At 64.1% G+C, this 15540-nt stretch carries 11 protein-coding genes; 7 read left to right on the forward strand and 4 right to left on the reverse strand.

Translation table 11 applies throughout. From position 1 onward, the window contains the following. Positions 1 to 21 precede the first annotated feature (21 nt). The 6 genes from IB272_RS01205 (at position 22) to IB272_RS01230 (ending at position 6609) form a co-directional block, all read left to right on the forward strand. Complete coding sequence (locus IB272_RS01205; RefSeq protein ID WP_060584135.1) at positions 22 to 951, forward strand: histone deacetylase family protein; 930 nt, start codon at positions 22 to 24, stop codon at positions 949 to 951. Between the two features lie 2 nt (positions 952 to 953). After that, complete coding sequence (locus tag IB272_RS01210) at positions 954 to 1205, forward strand: exodeoxyribonuclease VII small subunit (protein WP_034801154.1); 252 nt, start codon at positions 954 to 956, stop codon at positions 1203 to 1205. 164 nt (positions 1206 to 1369) lie between these two features. Continuing rightward, positions 1370 to 2293 carry a pirin family protein gene (locus tag IB272_RS01215; RefSeq protein WP_060516327.1) on the forward strand — a complete coding sequence of 308 codons (924 nt, stop codon included), beginning with the start codon at positions 1370 to 1372 and terminating at the stop codon, positions 2291 to 2293. Positions 2294 to 2539: 246 nt separating this feature from the next. After that, positions 2540 to 4453 carry a 1-deoxy-D-xylulose-5-phosphate synthase gene (dxs, locus tag IB272_RS01220; protein ID WP_060584133.1) on the forward strand — a complete coding sequence of 638 codons (1914 nt, stop codon included), beginning with the start codon at positions 2540 to 2542 and terminating at the stop codon, positions 4451 to 4453. Positions 4454 to 4591: 138 nt separating this feature from the next. Further along, positions 4592 to 5362: a TlyA family RNA methyltransferase gene (locus tag IB272_RS01225; RefSeq protein ID WP_060584131.1), complete on the forward strand. Its 771-nt coding sequence runs from the start codon at positions 4592 to 4594 to the stop codon at positions 5360 to 5362. Beyond that, entirely contained in the window at positions 5359 to 6609 is a 1251-nt protein-coding gene (locus IB272_RS01230; RefSeq protein ID WP_034801145.1) for a class I SAM-dependent RNA methyltransferase, read from the forward strand. The genes IB272_RS01225 and IB272_RS01230 overlap by 4 nt, the downstream gene beginning before the upstream one ends. A gap of 127 nt (positions 6610 to 6736) precedes the next feature. Here IB272_RS01230 and IB272_RS01235 read toward each other — a convergent pair whose 3' ends face one another. The 4 genes from IB272_RS01235 to IB272_RS01250 form a co-directional block, all read right to left on the reverse strand. After that, entirely contained in the window at positions 6737 to 8953 is a 2217-nt protein-coding gene (locus IB272_RS01235; protein ID WP_060584129.1) for a methyl-accepting chemotaxis protein, read from the reverse strand. A 300-nt stretch (positions 8954 to 9253) separates the two neighbouring features. Next, a complete protein-coding gene (gene mcpU, locus IB272_RS01240) occupies positions 9254 to 11332 on the reverse strand; it encodes a methyl-accepting chemotaxis protein McpU (RefSeq protein ID WP_246810306.1) in 2079 nt (692 codons plus the stop codon). A 378-nt stretch (positions 11333 to 11710) separates the two neighbouring features. Further along, a complete protein-coding gene (locus IB272_RS01245; RefSeq protein ID WP_060584126.1) occupies positions 11711 to 12463 on the reverse strand; it encodes a crotonase/enoyl-CoA hydratase family protein in 753 nt (250 codons plus the stop codon). Positions 12464 to 12474: 11 nt separating this feature from the next. After that, the gene (locus IB272_RS01250; protein ID WP_060584124.1) at positions 12475 to 14256 is read right to left on the reverse strand and encodes an acyl-CoA dehydrogenase; all 1782 of its coding nucleotides are present in this window, start codon (positions 14254 to 14256) and stop codon (positions 12475 to 12477) included. Positions 14257 to 14545: 289 nt separating this feature from the next. Here IB272_RS01250 and IB272_RS01255 point away from each other — a divergent pair, with 289 nt between their 5' ends. Next, positions 14546 to 15535, forward strand: a complete 990-nt coding sequence (locus IB272_RS01255; RefSeq protein WP_034801135.1) for a transporter — start codon at positions 14546 to 14548, stop codon at positions 15533 to 15535. The last annotated feature ends 5 nt before the right edge of the window (positions 15536 to 15540 follow it).

Consider the following 15540-nt stretch of genomic DNA (forward strand, 5'->3'; position numbering starts at 1 on the left):
TGGGCGCACTAGGTTCCGGGCATGACCACGTTCCTCTATGAAAATCCGGTCTTTCTGGAACACGCGGTTCCGGAAGGGCATCCTGAGCGGCCGGACCGGCTGAAGGCGCTGAACCTTGCGCTCGAACATCCGAACTTCTCCGATCTCAAGCGGATCGAGGCGAAGAAGGCGAGTGAGGATCTCGTCCTGCTCGCACATCCGGAAGAGCATCTCGCTGCCGTCAGGCGCGCCATTCCGGAGGAAGGCCTCAACCATTTCGAAGCCGACACCTATGCCAGCCCCTTGAGCCTCGACGCGGCGCTAACCGGGATCGGCGGAGCGACTGCAGCGGTGGACGCCGTCTTTACCGGCGAGACCGACAACGCCTTCGTCGCGGCGCGGCCACCAGGACACCACGCCGAAAAGAACAAGGCGATGGGGTTCTGTCTTTTCAACACGGTGGCGATCGCCGCCCGCTATGCCCAGAAGGTCCACGGCGCAGAGCGGGTCGCGATCGTCGACTGGGACGTGCACCACGGCAACGGCACGCAGGACATCTTCTGGGACGACCCCTCGGTGCTCTTCTGCTCGACGCACCAGATGCCGCTCTATCCCGGCACCGGCGCCAAGGACGAGACGGGCATCAAGGGCAATGTCGTCAACGCGCCGCTGTCGCCGAACATGGGCAGTGAACATTTCCGCGAGGCGTTCCGCAGCCGCGTGCTTTCAGCACTCACCAATTTCCGGCCGGACTTCATCCTGATCTCCGCCGGCTTCGACGCGCATCACCGCGATCCGCTGGCGCAGATCAATCTCGTCGCCGAGGATTTCGACTGGGCGACCGGGCGTCTGCACGAGATCGCCGATCGCAGCGCCGGCAACCGCATGGTCAGCCTGCTCGAAGGCGGCTATGACCTTCAGGGCTTGGCCGAATCGGCCGGCCTGCACATCTTGAGACTGATGAGAGGGTAAGCATGAACACCACTACGCAACCGGACGTTTCCGCCCTCTCCTTCGAGCAGGCCGTCGAGGAACTGGAGCGGATCGTTTCGGCGCTGGAGCGCGGCGATGTCGCCCTCGACAAGTCGATCGAGATCTACGAGCGCGGCGAAGCGCTGAAGAAGCATTGCGAGGCGCTGTTGAAGGCCGCCGAAGACCGCATCGAAAAGATCCGCCTCGACCGCGCCGGCAGACCGCAGGGCGTGGAGCCGCTCGACGCCGACTGATCGTTCATCGCAATTCCGGGCGGAAAACCGCTTCACGCTTTTCCCGGAATTGCCAAGATCGGATTGATCGTCGCGCGGAAACACTGCGTCCTTGTTTCGCCCCTACCCGCCTGATGTCATAGGCGTTAGGACTTGAAGCGACAGCAAAAACGGGAGCACGCGCCATGTCTTTCTTTCCAGGCCCCGACCCGCTCGCCGGCGACAAGCCCGCCTGCGACGCCATCGAACATCTGATCGTTCCGCGCACCAGCGACATCGGCGGGCTGCAGGTTCGTCGCGCTTTGCCGACAGCCAAGCGCCGCCTGGTCGGCCCCTTCATCTTCTTCGATCGCATGGGTCCGGCGCTGCTGCGCGCCGGCGAGGCGATCGACGTGCGTCCGCACCCGCATATCGGTCTTTCGACCGTCACCTACCTCTTCGACGGCGAGATCAAGCACCGCGACAGCCTCGGCACCGAGATGGTCATCCGTCCCGGCGACGTGAACCTGATGACGGCCGGCCGCGGCATCGTGCATTCAGAGCGCTCGCCGGAGAACCAGCGCGGCCACGACCGTTCGATCTCTGGCCTGCAGACCTGGCTGGCGCTGCCCGATCACAAGGAAGAAATCGACCCGATCTTCAGCCATACCGAAGAACGCATGCTGCCGCATATGAGCGACGACGGCATCAAGGCGCGGGTGGTGATCGGCAACTTCGAGGGCGCGAAGTCGCCGGTCTCGGTCTTCACCGACACGATCTATGTCGATCTCAACATTGCACCCGGCAAGAGCGCCCCCTTCGCGGCGCAATGGGAAGAGCGCGCGCTCTATATCCTCTCCGGCGAGGCGATCATTGCCGGCGATCATTTTGCAGACAACCAGCTGCTCGTCTTCCGCGCCGGCGACGAGATCACGGTCACGGCCGGACCGCAGGGTTGTCACGTGATGCTCTTCGGGGGTGCTGCGCTCGGGTCGTCCCGCCACATCTGGTGGAATTTCGTTTCGTCTTCGAAGGAGCGCATCGAGAAAGCCAAGGAAGAGTGGCGCAGCGGACGCTTCGACATCGTGCCCGGAGACGAAGAGGAATTCGTTCCGCTGCCCGAGGGCTGACCGCGACCTAAAGTGGCACAGGATGGATGCGAAAAACCGCGCAACATTGCCTCATGGCGCTTGAATCGATTTCGATTCACAGAATCATGCGCTAGTCTCTTGGTTGACGACGCAGGAACGCCTAATTTTGCATTCAGCAACGATTGCGTCTAAAGAGCCGCTTCGACGGTACCCACCAACTATCGCGCGCCCGACCTTTGGGGCGCGCATGAGGCATGCAGCGTGACACAACTGCCAACCAATCCGATGCCGGCTACTCCCTTGCTCGACAAGGTGACCTATCCCGACGATCTGAAGAAGGTCGACGACAAGGATCTGCCGCAGCTTGCCGGAGAAGTCCGGGCAGAAATGATCGACGCAGTGTCGCGCACCGGCGGGCATCTTGGCGCGGGCCTCGGCGTCGTCGAACTGACGATCGCCATCCACAAGGTGTTCAACACGCCGCATGACCGGCTGATCTTCGACGTCGGCCACCAGTGCTATCCGCACAAGATCCTCACCGGCCGCCGCGATCGTATCCGCACGCTCCGTCAGGAGGGCGGCCTCTCGGGCTTCACCCGCCGCGCCGAGAGCGAATACGACCCCTTCGGTGCTGCCCATTCCTCGACCTCGATTTCCGCCGGCCTCGGCATGGCGGTCGCGGCCGATCTCGACGGCAAGAACCGCAATGTCATCGCCGTCATCGGCGACGGTGCGCTTTCGGCCGGCATGGCCTATGAGGCGCTGAACAATGCCGGCGCGCTCGACGCGCGGTTGATCGTCATCCTCAACGACAACGACATGTCGATCGCGCCGCCGACCGGCGCGATGAGCGCCTATCTCGCGCGCCTTGCCTCCGGCCGCACCTATATGGGCATCCGCGAAGTCGGCAAGAAACTGACCGCGTATCTCGGCAAGACCGTCGATCGCGCGATCACCCGCGCGGTCGAGCATGCCCGCGGCTACGTCACCGGCGGTACGCTCTTCGAAGAGATGGGCTTCTACCATATCGGCCCGATCGACGGGCATTCGTTCGACCATCTGCTGCCGGTGTTGCGCAACGTGCGCGACAACTCCAAGGGTCCGGTGCTGATCCATGTGGTGACGCAGAAGGGCAAGGGCTATCCGCCGGCGGAAGCTGCCGCGGACAAGTACCACGGCGTCAACAAGTTCGACGTCATCACCGGTGCCCAGGCGAAGGCGAAGCCGAACGCGCCCGCCTATACCTCTGTTTTCGCCGATGCGCTGACGCAGGAAGCCGGCTTCGACGACAAGATCGTCGCCGTCACCGCCGCCATGCCGTCCGGCACCGGGCTCGACAAGTTCGCCAAGGTCCATCCGTCGCGCTGCTTCGATGTCGGCATTGCCGAGCAGCACGCCGTAACCTTTGCCGCCGGCCTTGCCGCCGAAGGCTACAAGCCGTTCGCAGCGCTTTATTCGACCTTCCTGCAGCGCGGCTACGACCAGGTGGTCCACGACGTGGCGATCCAAGGCCTACCGGTGCGCTTCCCGATCGACCGTGCCGGTTTCGTCGGCGCCGACGGTCCGACGCATGCGGGCTCGTTCGACACGACCTATCTCGCCACCCTTCCCGGCTTCGTGGTGATGGCGGCTGCCGACGAGGCGGAACTGAAGCACATGGTGCGCACGGCTGCTGCCTATGACGCCGGCCCGATCTCGTTCCGTTATCCGCGCGGCGAAGGCGTTGGCGTCGAGATGCCGGAGCGGGGCCAGATCCTCGAGATCGGCAAGGGCCGTATCGTCAAGGAGGGCTCCAAGGTGGCGCTGCTTTCCTTCGGAACGCGCCTTGCCGACTGTCTGCTGGCCGCAGAAGACCTCGACGCCGCCGGGCTTTCGACCACGGTCGCGGATGCGCGCTTTGCCAAGCCGCTGGACCATGACCTCATCCGCGAGCTTGCCCGCAACCACGAGGTGCTGATCACCATCGAGGAAGGTGCCGTCGGCGGCTTTGCCAGCCACGTGCTGCAGTTCCTCGCCGAGGACGGCCTGCTCGACGGCGGCCTCAAGGTTCGCCCGATGGTCATGCCCGACGTCTGGATGGAACAGGCCAAGCCCGAGGCCATGTATGCCGCCGCGGGCCTCGACCGCGCCGGCATCGTCTCGACCGTCTTCAAGGCACTCGGCCAAAAGCAGGATATCGGCATCGGCGCTGCCGGCTGAGGCTTCCGTGCGACTTCAAGCAAAAACCCCGGCTCGTCCCCGGGGTTTTTGCTTTTCCGGACGGAATTGCAGGAAGGGCTCGATGGCTGCGAGCACAGGGGGCTTGCCATTGCGACGGCAAGTCGCCATGAGAAACACATGTCAGAAGATCGCCAGAACGAAGAACACAAGAACCGGGTCCGCCTCGATCAGCTGCTGCTGAACTCGGGGCTGGTCGCAAGCCGCGCGCGTGCCCGTGACGCAATCCAGCGCGGGACCGTCAAGGTCGATGGCCGCACGGTCACCAAGGCAGCGTCGATGTTTGCCGAGAGCGTGACGATCACCATCGATGACCCGGCGCAGGACTATGTCTCGCGCGCCGCGCTGAAGCTGGTCGCGGCACTCGATCATTTCGGGCTCGACCCCGCAGGCCAAAGCTGTCTCGATATCGGCGCCTCGACTGGCGGCTTTACCGAAGTGCTGTTGAAGCGCGGCGCCGAGCACGTGGTTGCGATCGATGTCGGCCATGGCCAGATCCATCCGCGCATCGAAGGTGACGAACGCGTCACCAGCATTGAGGGCCTCAATGCACGCGCGATGACCGAGGAGGACATCGACGACCGCGAAGTCACCTTCGTCGTCTCGGACGTCTCGTTCATCTCGCTCAAGCTCGCGCTGCCGCCGGCACTCGACATGGCGCTTCCCGGTTCGCACTGCATCCTGCTGGTGAAGCCTCAGTTCGAGGCGGGTCGCGACGCGATCAGCAAGGCGGGCCTGCTCAAGGATCCCGACAGTGCGCCTGATGTCGCCGCCGAACTCGAGCGCTGGCTCGTCGAGGACATGGGCTGGCAGAGCCTTGGGCTCATCCCCTCGCCTATTGCCGGCGGCGACGGCAATGTCGAATACCTGCTGGCAGGCAAGAAGCCATGACCACTGAAGCCGTCACCATCAAGCGGCTGGGCGCTCAGGGCGACGGCATTGCCGAAGGTCCTGACGGGCCGATCTATGCACCCTTCACCCTGCCCGGCGAAAGCGTCGCGCTCGCCGTCAACAAATCGCACGGCACGCTGATGTCGGTGAGAGAAGCCTCACCCGAGCGCGTCGAACCGCACTGTCGGCACTTCGGGCCGGACGGCATCAACGGCACCTGCGGCGGCTGCACGATGCAACATGCCTCCGACACGCTCTACCACGGCTTCAAGCGCGATCTGGTGATCGCCGCCCTGAAGTCGAAAGGGCTCACACCCGAGGTGGCGCCGCTCATCACCGCCGAGCCCGGCCAACGCCGCCGCGCGGTCTTCACCGCCCGCAAGACCGAGAAGGATCTGCTTCTCGGCTTCAACCAGGCGGAAAGCCACCATATCGTCGCGATCTCGGAATGTCCGATCGCGAGCCCGGGTATCGTCTCGAAGCTCGCCACCATTGCCAAAGTCGGCGCGGCCATGGCCGTCAATGCCGAGCCGTTCCGCATCACCGTGCTCGAAACGCTCTCCGGCCTCGACCTCTCGGTCGATGGCATCAAGAAGCTCGACGACCGCGAGCGCCGCCGCACGGTCGAAGCCGTGCTCGGTGAGCGCGGCATCGCCCGCGTCAGCCTCAATGGCGAGATCATTGTCGAGCCGGTGAAGCCTGTCATCGATTTCGGCGGTGTTTCCGTCTCGCCACCGCCCGGCAGCTTCACCCAGGCGACGGCGCAGGCCGAAGAGGCAATGGCGAAGCTGGTGCTCGACCATCTCGGCAAGTCCAAGCGCGTCGCCGACCTCTTTGCCGGCTGCGGCACGTTTGCGCTACGCATCGCCCGCAAGGCGCGGGTGCATGCGGTCGAAGGCGAAGACAAGGCGCTGAAGGCGCTTGATCTGGCGGCTCGCAACACGCAGGGGCTCAAGCCCGTCACCATCGAGAAGCGTGATCTCTTCCGCCGCCCGCTCATGGCGCAGGAACTGAAGGTCTTCGACGCGGTCGTCTTCGATCCGCCACGCGCCGGCGCGGACGTGCAGTGTCACGAGATCGCCCGCTCCGGCGTCAAGAAGGTCGTCGCCGTCTCCTGCAATCCAGTGACGCTTGCGCGCGACCTCTCGATCCTCGTTGCCGCCGGGTACCGCATCACCTCGGTGACGCCGATCGACCAGTTCCTCTGGTCGGCCCATGTCGAGGCGGTGGTCACGCTGGAGAAATGAGAAGGCCCGGTTTCCCGGGCCTTCGTTATCGTTCGACTTGAAGCGTCTGCCAGACTGATTCACGCTTGCGTGCTATCCTCTTGTTTTTGCACTCGTCTTAGCATGACTCGCGGACGCCGATCCGTCGTCACGCCGCGCGGCGGCGGTATCCACCCCCACCTGCGTAAGAGCCCTGCCCTTCTCCGAGGTTGAACTGGGCGAGCAGCGCATTGAGCGAGGCTGCTTCCGACGCCAGGCCATGGCTTGCCGCCGTCTGTTCCTCGACCATGGCCGCGTTCTGTTGCGTGCCCTGGTCCATGGTGTTTACGGCCGTGTTGATCTCCTGAAGACCGGTCGACTGCTCGCGCGTCGCGGTCACGATCGCGCTCACATGCTTGTTGATCTCATGAACTTCGGCAACGATCGTCTCCAGTGCCTTGCCGGTATCGCCGACCAGCGTGACACCGTTTCGAACCTGGTTTCCCGAGGTCGTGATCAGCGCCTTGATCTCCTTGGCGGCCTGTGCCGAGCGCTGGGCGAGTTCACGCACTTCCTGGGCGACGACCGCAAAACCCTTGCCGGCTTCACCGGCACGGGCCGCCTCGACGCCGGCATTCAGCGCGAGCAAGTTGGTCTGGAAGGCGATGTCGTCGATGACGCCGATGATGTTGGAGATCTCGCCCGAGGACTTCTCGATCGCATGCATCGCATCTACGGCGTTGGCAACGACTTCGCCGGACTTCTCAGCGCCGGCACGAGTACGGGCGACCAGCGCACCAACCTCTTCGGCGCGGCGAGCCGAGTCCTTGACCGTCGTGGTGATCTCCTCGAGTGCCGCGGCGGTCTCTTCGACCGAGGCTGCCTGCTGTTCTGTGCGGCGGGCGAGATCGTCGGCGGCCGAGCGGATCTCGGTCGCGCCGGCGTCGATGCCGCGGGCATTGGCACCGACGGCGCAGAGCGTGTCGTGCAGCTTGGCGACCGAATTGTTGAAGTCGGCTCTGAGACTGTCGAGGCGATCGGCGAAGGGGTTGTCGATGCGGTAGGCGAGATCGCCTTCGGCCAGACGGCCAAGGCCCATCGCGAGACCGTTTACAGCTTGCTGGATTTCGGCCGCATCGCGCGCCTTCTGCGCTTCGCGTTCCAGACGTTCGCGTTCTGACAGCGAGCGGTTCGCATCCGCCTCGCTTTCGAGCTGCATCTTGGCGATCGTCGCATCACGCAGGACACGCAGCGACCGGGCGAGATCGCCGATCTCATCCTTGCGCTCGGCCTCGGAGAGGTCGACGTCGGTCTCGCCAGCGGCGATCTGGCCGGTGACGCCGATGACATTGGCGACGCGCTTGCGGAAGCGGCTTGCCAGTGTCCAACCGACGATGATCATGATCGCGGCGGCAACGGCAATGACGGCGATCGAAATCATCGCGAGATGCGAAAGGCCGGCAAAGACCGTGGCTTCGGGCACCGAGACCACGACGTACCATTCGGTGTCGGGCAGCAGGTTGACCGGTACGGCGACGGCCAGATGCCCGCTGCCATCCGTGTGCTTCAGCGCGAAGGCCTGGCCGGTGTGGCTCAGGAGGTCACCCCACCCCTCACCCGCGAGAGGCGTGTCTTTCAGCACCTTGCCGAGGACCTTGGCATCCGGATGGCTGATGATGCTGCCATCCTTGCTGAGCAATGAGACGAAACCGGTGCCGAAGGGCTTCAGTTTGGCGAGTTCGGTCGAGAGTTCGCCGAGCGCCATGTCGACGCCGACCACACCGATGAAGGCGCCGTCCTTCTTCAGCGGCACCATGATCGAGGTCATCAGCACGTCCTTGCCGTTGATCGGGTAGACATAGGGCTCGGTGACCATGTCGAGGCCGGTCTTCTTCGGGATCTGGTAGTAGTCGCCGGGACCCGGCTTGTCATAATCGGCCAGCGCCTCGTGGATCACCTTGTCGCCGGAGCGCGCGATATAGGGAACGAAGCGGCCGGTCGCGTCATGGCCGGGCTTGCCGACGAATTCGGCGTCCTTGCCGTCGAAGGCGTTCGGCTCCCAGCCGGTGCTCATGCCGACGGCAAGCGGATTGTCGACAATCCAGCGTTTCATCAGGGTTTCGATTTCGGCGCGCGACGGCTCGCCGGTGCCCTTTACCGCATAGAGCGCGGAGCGGATGTTGTTTGCGAGCGTCTTTGCCTCGGCAAACTTCGTCTCGACGTTGCGCGCGCTTGCGGATGCGGCATTGGTCATTTCGGCGATGCTGCGCTCGCGCAATTGCTGATAGGAGAGCCAGAAGACGACGGCGGCGGTGACCATGGAGGTCAACAGGCCGGTCATCACGATGGCGAACATGTTTCTTGCCGTTGCAGTCTTTAGGATCACCGTATGTCTCCCCTCGCGCCTCCGCCGTTGCGGTCGTGCGCGGCCAAATCATCGATTGCGTGACGGGCACGCTGAGCATTGGGACAGGTGTCTGGGGCACATCGCGATGATGAATGCTGGAGGCGACGTGCGGGCGAAGTCATTTCGCGGCGAAGAAACGGTATGCGCGAGCGCTTTATCAAAGCTTAAGAAACAAGGGGATGACTCGCGATCCTGCAGTGAAAAGCGAGAATCCTGATGCACTGCGCAAAGAAAAGGCCCGGTCTCCCGGGCCTTTTGCTTCTCAAATGTCGGCGAGGACTAGGCTGCCCGGCGGCGGTGGCTGGTCGCTGCCGCGTATACGCTCTGCGTATCGCCGAGGTTAAACTGGGCCAGCAGTGCGTTGAGCGAGGCTGCTTCCGACGCCAGGCCATGGCTTGCCGCCGTCTGTTCCTCGACCATGGCCGCGTTCTGTTGCGTGCCCTGGTCCATGGTGTTGACCGCCGTGTTGATCTCCTGGAGGCCCGTCGACTGCTCGCGCGTCGCGGTCACGATCGCGCTCACGTGCTTGTTGATCTCCTGGACTTCGGCGACGATCGTCTCCAGTGCCTTGCCGGTGTCGCCGACCAAGGTCACGCCGTTGCGGACCTGGTTGCCGGAGGTGGTGATCAGTGCCTTGATCTCCTTGGCCGCATTGGCCGAGCGCTGGGCGAGTTCACGCACTTCCTGCGCGACGACGGCAAAACCCTTGCCGGCTTCACCGGCACGGGCCGCCTCGACGCCGGCATTCAGTGCGAGCAAGTTGGTCTGGAAGGCGATGTCGTCGATGACGCCGATGATGTTGGAGATCTCGCCCGAGGACTTCTCGATCGCATGCATCGCATCTACGGCGTTGGCAACGACTTCGCCGGACTTCTCAGCGCCGGCACGCGTGCGGGCGACCAGCGCGCCGACCTCTTCAGCCCGGCGGGCGGAGTCCTTGACCGTCGTAGTGATCTCTTCAAGCGCTGCGGCGGTCTCCTCGACCGAGGCTGCCTGCTGCTCCGTGCGGCGGGCGAGATCGTCGGCGGCCGAGCGGATTTCCGTCGCGCCGGCATCAATGCCGCGGGCATTGGCACCGACGGCGCAGAGCGTGTCGTGCAGCTTGGCGACCGAGTTGTTGAAGTCGGCGCGCAGGCGATCGAGACGATCGGCAAAGGGATTGTCGATGCGATAGGCCAGATCGCCGTCAGCAAGACGGCCGAGACCGGTTGCCAGACCATCGACGGCCTGCTGCACTTCGGCAGCATCGCGCGCCTTCTGCGCTTCGCGTTCCAGTCGCTCGCGTTCCGACAGCGAACGGTTCGCATCCGCTTCGCTTTCGAGGCGGGCGCGCTCGACTGCATTGGCCTTGAAGACGGCGACGGCGGCGGCCATCGAGCCGATCTGGTCGGTCCGCTCTTCGCCGGGGATCTCGACGTTGTGGTTACCCGACGCGAGCTTCTCCATCGCGCTGGTCATATCCGTGACAGGACGGATGACGAGGCGGTTGAGGAAGGTCGCGAGGAAGACGAGCATCACGCCGACCGCAAGGATCGTGGCGATGGTCGCGGCAATGCGGAACTGATCGATCGCCGAATAGGCGGCGTCGGCGTCGATGACGAAGCCGACATACCATTCGACTGAGGGCAGGCCTTGGACCGGAACGAAGCTCACCAGCATCGGCTTGCCGTCGAGCTCGGTGTTCATGATACCGGAGCCGATTGCCGGTGTGTCGATCGGGAAGGCATCGGCGAGCGACTTGGTGACCAGCTTGGCATCGGGATGAACCAGGATCTGGCCGTCCTTGCTGGCGAGGAAGGCAAAGCCTTCACCGCCGACATCGACGCCCTTGATCATCGTCACCAGGGTATCGAGCGAGAAGTCGCTGGCGGCAACGCCATAGAGCTTGCCGTCGCGCTTGACCGGAACGGCGGCGCTGATGATCAGCGCGCCGCTGGACGCGTCGACATAGGGTTCGGTCAGCACGCGAGCGTCAGCCTTGACGGCCTGCTGGTACCAGGGGCGCTGACGCGGATCATAGCCTGCCGGCATCGGATTGTCGGGCCAGGTGATGAACTTGCCGCTTTCGTTGCCAACATAGGTCGACATGAATTCGCTGGTGAGAACGTTGTTCTTCAGAATCGGCTGGACCCCACCGTCATCCGCGACGTTGCCGGTGGCATCAGCCACCATCGCCGTCAGCGTGACGCGGCCGTTCAGCCACTTGGCGACGCTCTGCGCGGCCTGGGTACCGGAGGAGGCAATGTTCTCCTCGACGGCCTTGGTGGTCGTGTCGCGCTGCAGGCTGTCGATGTAAACGGAAAAGCCGGCGAAAGCGCCGACGACGACACAGGACGCGGCAACGAGAATGCGCGTCATGAGGTTCGATCGCTTGGACAAGGTGGGCTCCCAATGGGTGCCGGCGGCGGCCGCCGGACATGAGCTCTTGATGATTTTCGCGCAGCATCCGTCGTCCGTCCGTGAAGACGGCGCGCAGAGGCTGACGGGAAAACGTTGAACATGCCCGAAGGCGAGGCCAGCCCTGCTTCATGCGGCTGGGGCCATCCCAAAATAGGGATGGGCCTATCGCGCAGGACGCTAGCGACCGGTATTTAAGAACAAATTAAAATTGATCTATTCAAGTTCGCGATGGCGGCGGCAACGGGATCTTTACCGCGGGACGGGTAAGAGCTTGCCCCCGAATGCAAAACGGGTGCACAGCGGCACCCGTCTCACCCATCACAAATCCAAACTGGTTTAGCGGCGCATGAACGCCTCGAAGGCGGCCCGCGCCTCGGCACTCTTCAATTGCGCGGCGAAGTGCTTCGCCTCTTCGTCGATACGCGCCAGCACGTCGCTGCGGTCGCCACGGACGAGATCGCGGGCGATGCGAAGCGCCTCCGGCGGCTTCTTGGCGAGCCGGCCAGCAAGCGCCAGGGTTTCGCTCTCGACCGCGTCCGCGCCGACAATCTTCCAGATAAGTCCCGCGTCCACGGCCTCGCCTGCGGTGAGCGGTTCGCCGGCAGCAAGCAGCGCGAAGGCCCGCTGGTGACCCATGATGCGCGGCGCGATCAGGCTGGAGGCCGCTTCCGGCACCAGCGCCAGGTCGACGAAGGGCGTCTTGAAGACCGAGCGCTCGGACGCAATCGTCAGGTCGCAATGCAGATGGATCGTCGTGCCGATGCCAATCGCGAGACCGTCGACGCCCGAAACGACAGGCTTCGTTGCGGTCGCGAGTGCCTTCAGGAACTCGATCACCTCTATGCCCATGGAACCGCCCATGGCGAAGGCGAGGAAGTCGGCCATGTCGTTGCCGGCGGAGAAGCAACCATCGGTGCCGAGAAAGGCGGTGGCGCGCACGGCCGGATCGCTAGAAGCGACCGTCAGCGCATTGGTCATCTTCGCGTACATGTCGCGCGTGATGGCGTTTTTCTTTTCCGGCCGGTTGAAGCGGATCACCTGGACGCCGGGGTGGGCTTCCGGCCGTCCGATGAGCACGTGGTCGGTCATGATGGGTCCTTTCAGGCCAGAACAGCGCGAGCGACGGCGAGGCTGTCGGCACCGTTGACGACACGGTCTTTCAGCGCGGCAGTCTCGGCCAGCAGGTTTTCGGCGGTGAAGCGGCAGAGCGCGATGCGCTGATCGTCCTTGCCATCGCTGACGTCCGCCAGACCACCCTTGGCGAGATAGGCGCCGGTCAGCGCCAGCCCGAAGAGCCGCTGGTAGGCGGTGGCGCCGGCGAGTGCTTCTGTGAGCTTGCCGCCGGCAACCGCCGCAATCAGCCACTCGGTCGCGGCCGAAAGATCGTCCAGCGCCGCATCGAGGCGTGCAGCCGTCTCGCCAAAACCGTCGCGGTTCGAGGCGCGAACTGCCGCCGCGATCTCGCGCAGCTCGGCAATGAAGCCACGCACGTGGCCGCCATCCGAAAGCGGCAGCTTGCGGGTGACGAGGTCGATCGCCTGGATGCCGTTGGTACCCTCGTAGATCGGCGCGATGCGGGCGTCGCGCAGATAGCGGGCAGCACCCGTTTCCTCGATAAATCCCATGCCGCCATGCACCTGGATACCCATCGAGGCGACATCGACGCCGGCGTCGGTCGAGAAGGACTTGGCGATCGGCGTCAGCAGGCTGGAGCGTTCCTGCCAGAACTTCGCCTTTTCGCCTTCGGCTGCATGCCCCATGTCGACGGCGTGGGCGCAGGCGTAGGAAATCGCGCGCGAGCCCTGCGTCAGCGCCTTCATCGTCAGGAGCATGCGGGCAACATCCGGGTGCTCGATGATCGGGCTCATGCCCTGCCCCGTCCAGCCAGGCGCCTTACCCTGGGTGCGTTCCTTGGCAAAGGCGATCGCCTTCTGCGTCGCGGCGTCGGCAATGGCCACACCCTGCATGCCGACGGCCAGGCGGGCGTTGTTCATCATCGTGAACATGCAGGCGAGGCCGCGGTTCTCCTCGCCGATCAGATAGCCGATAGCGCCCTTTTCAGCGCCGAACTTGCCGTCGCCATAGATCATCGTGCAGGTCGGCGATCCATGGATGCCGAGCTTGTGTTCGAGCGAATGGCAGAAGAGATCGTTGCGCTCGCCGAGCGAACCGTCCGCGTTGACCAGGAATTTCGGCACGAGGAACAGCGAGATGCCGCGGGTGCCGGCCGGCGCGTCCGGAAGGCGCGCCAGCACCAGATGGACGATGTTGTCGGTGAAGTCGTGTTCGCCCCAGGTGATGAAGATCTTCTGGCCGAAGATGCGGTAAGTGCCGTCGTCGCGGCGCTCAGCGCGGGCCTTGAGCACACCGAGGTCGGAGCCGGCATGCGGCTCGGTCAAGTTCATCGTGCCGGTCCATTCGCCGGAGACCATCTTCGGCAGATAGGTGGCCTTGAGTTCATCGGAACCGTGCTTTTCCAGCGCCTCGACGGCGCCCATGGTGAGCGTCGGGCCAAGCGCGAAGGCCATGGAGCCGGCGTTCCACATTTCCATGGCGGCGACGTGCAGCATATGCGGCAGGTTCTGGCCGCCGAAGTCTTCCGGGGCCGTCAGCCCGTTCCAGCCGCCGGCGATCCAGTTGTGGTAGAGATCGCGCCAACCGTCTGGGGTCTCGACCTTGCCTTCGACGAGGCGCGACCCCTGCTTGTCGCCGATGTTGCCAAGCGGCGCCACCTCTTCCGTCGCGAACCGACCGGCCTCCGAAAGGATGGCATCGACCAGGTCTTCACCGAGATCACCCAGCGCGCCCGATTGCAGCGCATCGCCCATGCCTGCCACGTGCTTCAGCGTGAATGCGATCTCGTCGACGGGTGCCTTGTACATGATGATCCTCCCAGATAGCCAGGTCGCGCCGGGCGCGGCCTCGTGCGCCGAACACTATTGATTTTTACGTAAACGTCAACGTCAATTGCCGTCGGCTTCCCGAACATCGGGCTACGGCCGCCCGTAACAAAACTGTCATCAACGGCGCATAGAAGCCAAGACAGATAGTGCCGCGCGTCGTCGCTGGACGCGCGACTGTCACTTTAGCACTTTGAATGGCTGCGTGTTCCTCCCTCCCGTTGCCAACGATGGATCGGAACAGGCAGCGGACCCTGGACAAGGCGTTCAGATGAACCTGATTTCCCCTGAAATACCCGGCATCGTCTGGGCCTATCGTTTCCTGCCGGGCGAAAGCCGCTGCCAGCGGATCGCCACCGACGCCTCGATCGACAGCCTGCTATCCGGGGAAGGATGGGTGTGGGTTCACCTCGCGCTCTCGGACGCGCGAACGCCTGCGCTCATCGAGCGGATCGGCAACCTGCCGCCGCTCGCAGTCGCCACGCTGACGAGCCACGACACCCAGGCGGCCATCACCGTTTCGGACGATATCGTGCACGGCACGCTCGTCGATTTCGAGCGCACCTTCGACGCGGTGACGAAGACGATCGGCTGGCTGCATTTCGCCGTCAGCGACCGCATCATCATCACCACCCGCCTGCATCCTTTGCGCAGCATCGACCGCGTCAAGGCAGCGGTGGAAAAGAGCACGAAATGCGCACGGCCGATCGACCTCTTCGAGATGATCGTCGTCGAATTCCAGCGCACGCTGATCTCGCTGGTTCTGGAACTGACCGAGGATCTGAACGTCATCGAGGACCATGTTTATGGCGAGGCTGGGCATCGGCAGCAGCCGGGGCTTGCGCCGCTGCGGCGCACGGTGGTGCGGCTGCATCGGCACCTTCGCACGATCCTCGCCTTGCTCAGGCGGGCGGGCGCATCGGATGAGGACGAGGTACCGCCCGGGTTCATCGACGCCGCCGAGCGGCTTTCCGACCGGCTCGAAGCGGTCGACCGCGACGTCTTCGCGCTGCAGGAACGCGCGCGTCTGCTGCATGAAGAGATCGACAGCAAGATCTCTTCGGAGACCAATCGGCATCTTTACATCCTGTCGCTGATGACCGCCTTCCTCCTGCCGCCGACGCTCGTCACCGGCTTCTTCGGCATGAACACCGGGGCGCTGCCCTTCGCCGACGGCACCGGCACGCTCTATGCGGCGCTGTTCATCGCACTCTCCATGGGCTTTGCCTGGTGGATTCTCCGGCGGATCGGCATTCTCTAAGACGC

Origin of the sequence: Ensifer sp. ENS08, from assembly GCF_014852195.1 — a bacterium.
GTDB lineage: Bacteria > Pseudomonadota > Alphaproteobacteria > Rhizobiales > Rhizobiaceae > Ensifer > Ensifer adhaerens.

Bases quoted from the DNA above. Each gene is read 5' to 3' on its own strand.
- dxs (WP_060584133.1), top strand. From the start codon at position 2,540: ATGCCGGCTACTCCCTTGCTCGACAAGGTGACCTATCCCGACGATCTG.
- IB272_RS01225 (WP_060584131.1), top strand. From the start codon at position 4,592: ATGTCAGAAGATCGCCAGAACGAAGAACACAAGAACCGGGTCCGCCTC.
- IB272_RS01245 (WP_060584126.1), bottom strand. From the start codon at position 12,463: ATGACCGACCACGTGCTCATCGGACGGCCGGAAGCCCACCCCGGCGTC.
- IB272_RS01255 (WP_034801135.1), top strand. From the start codon at position 14,546: ATGAACCTGATTTCCCCTGAAATACCCGGCATCGTCTGGGCCTATCGT.
- IB272_RS01230 (WP_034801145.1), top strand. From the start codon at position 5,359: ATGACCACTGAAGCCGTCACCATCAAGCGGCTGGGCGCTCAGGGCGAC.
- IB272_RS01210 (WP_034801154.1), top strand. From the start codon at position 954: ATGAACACCACTACGCAACCGGACGTTTCCGCCCTCTCCTTCGAGCAG.
- IB272_RS01205 (WP_060584135.1), top strand. From the start codon at position 22: ATGACCACGTTCCTCTATGAAAATCCGGTCTTTCTGGAACACGCGGTT.
- IB272_RS01215 (WP_060516327.1), top strand. From the start codon at position 1,370: ATGTCTTTCTTTCCAGGCCCCGACCCGCTCGCCGGCGACAAGCCCGCC.
- IB272_RS01250 (WP_060584124.1), bottom strand. From the start codon at position 14,256: ATGTACAAGGCACCCGTCGACGAGATCGCATTCACGCTGAAGCACGTG.
- mcpU (WP_246810306.1), bottom strand. From the start codon at position 11,332: ATGACGCGCATTCTCGTTGCCGCGTCCTGTGTCGTCGTCGGCGCTTTC.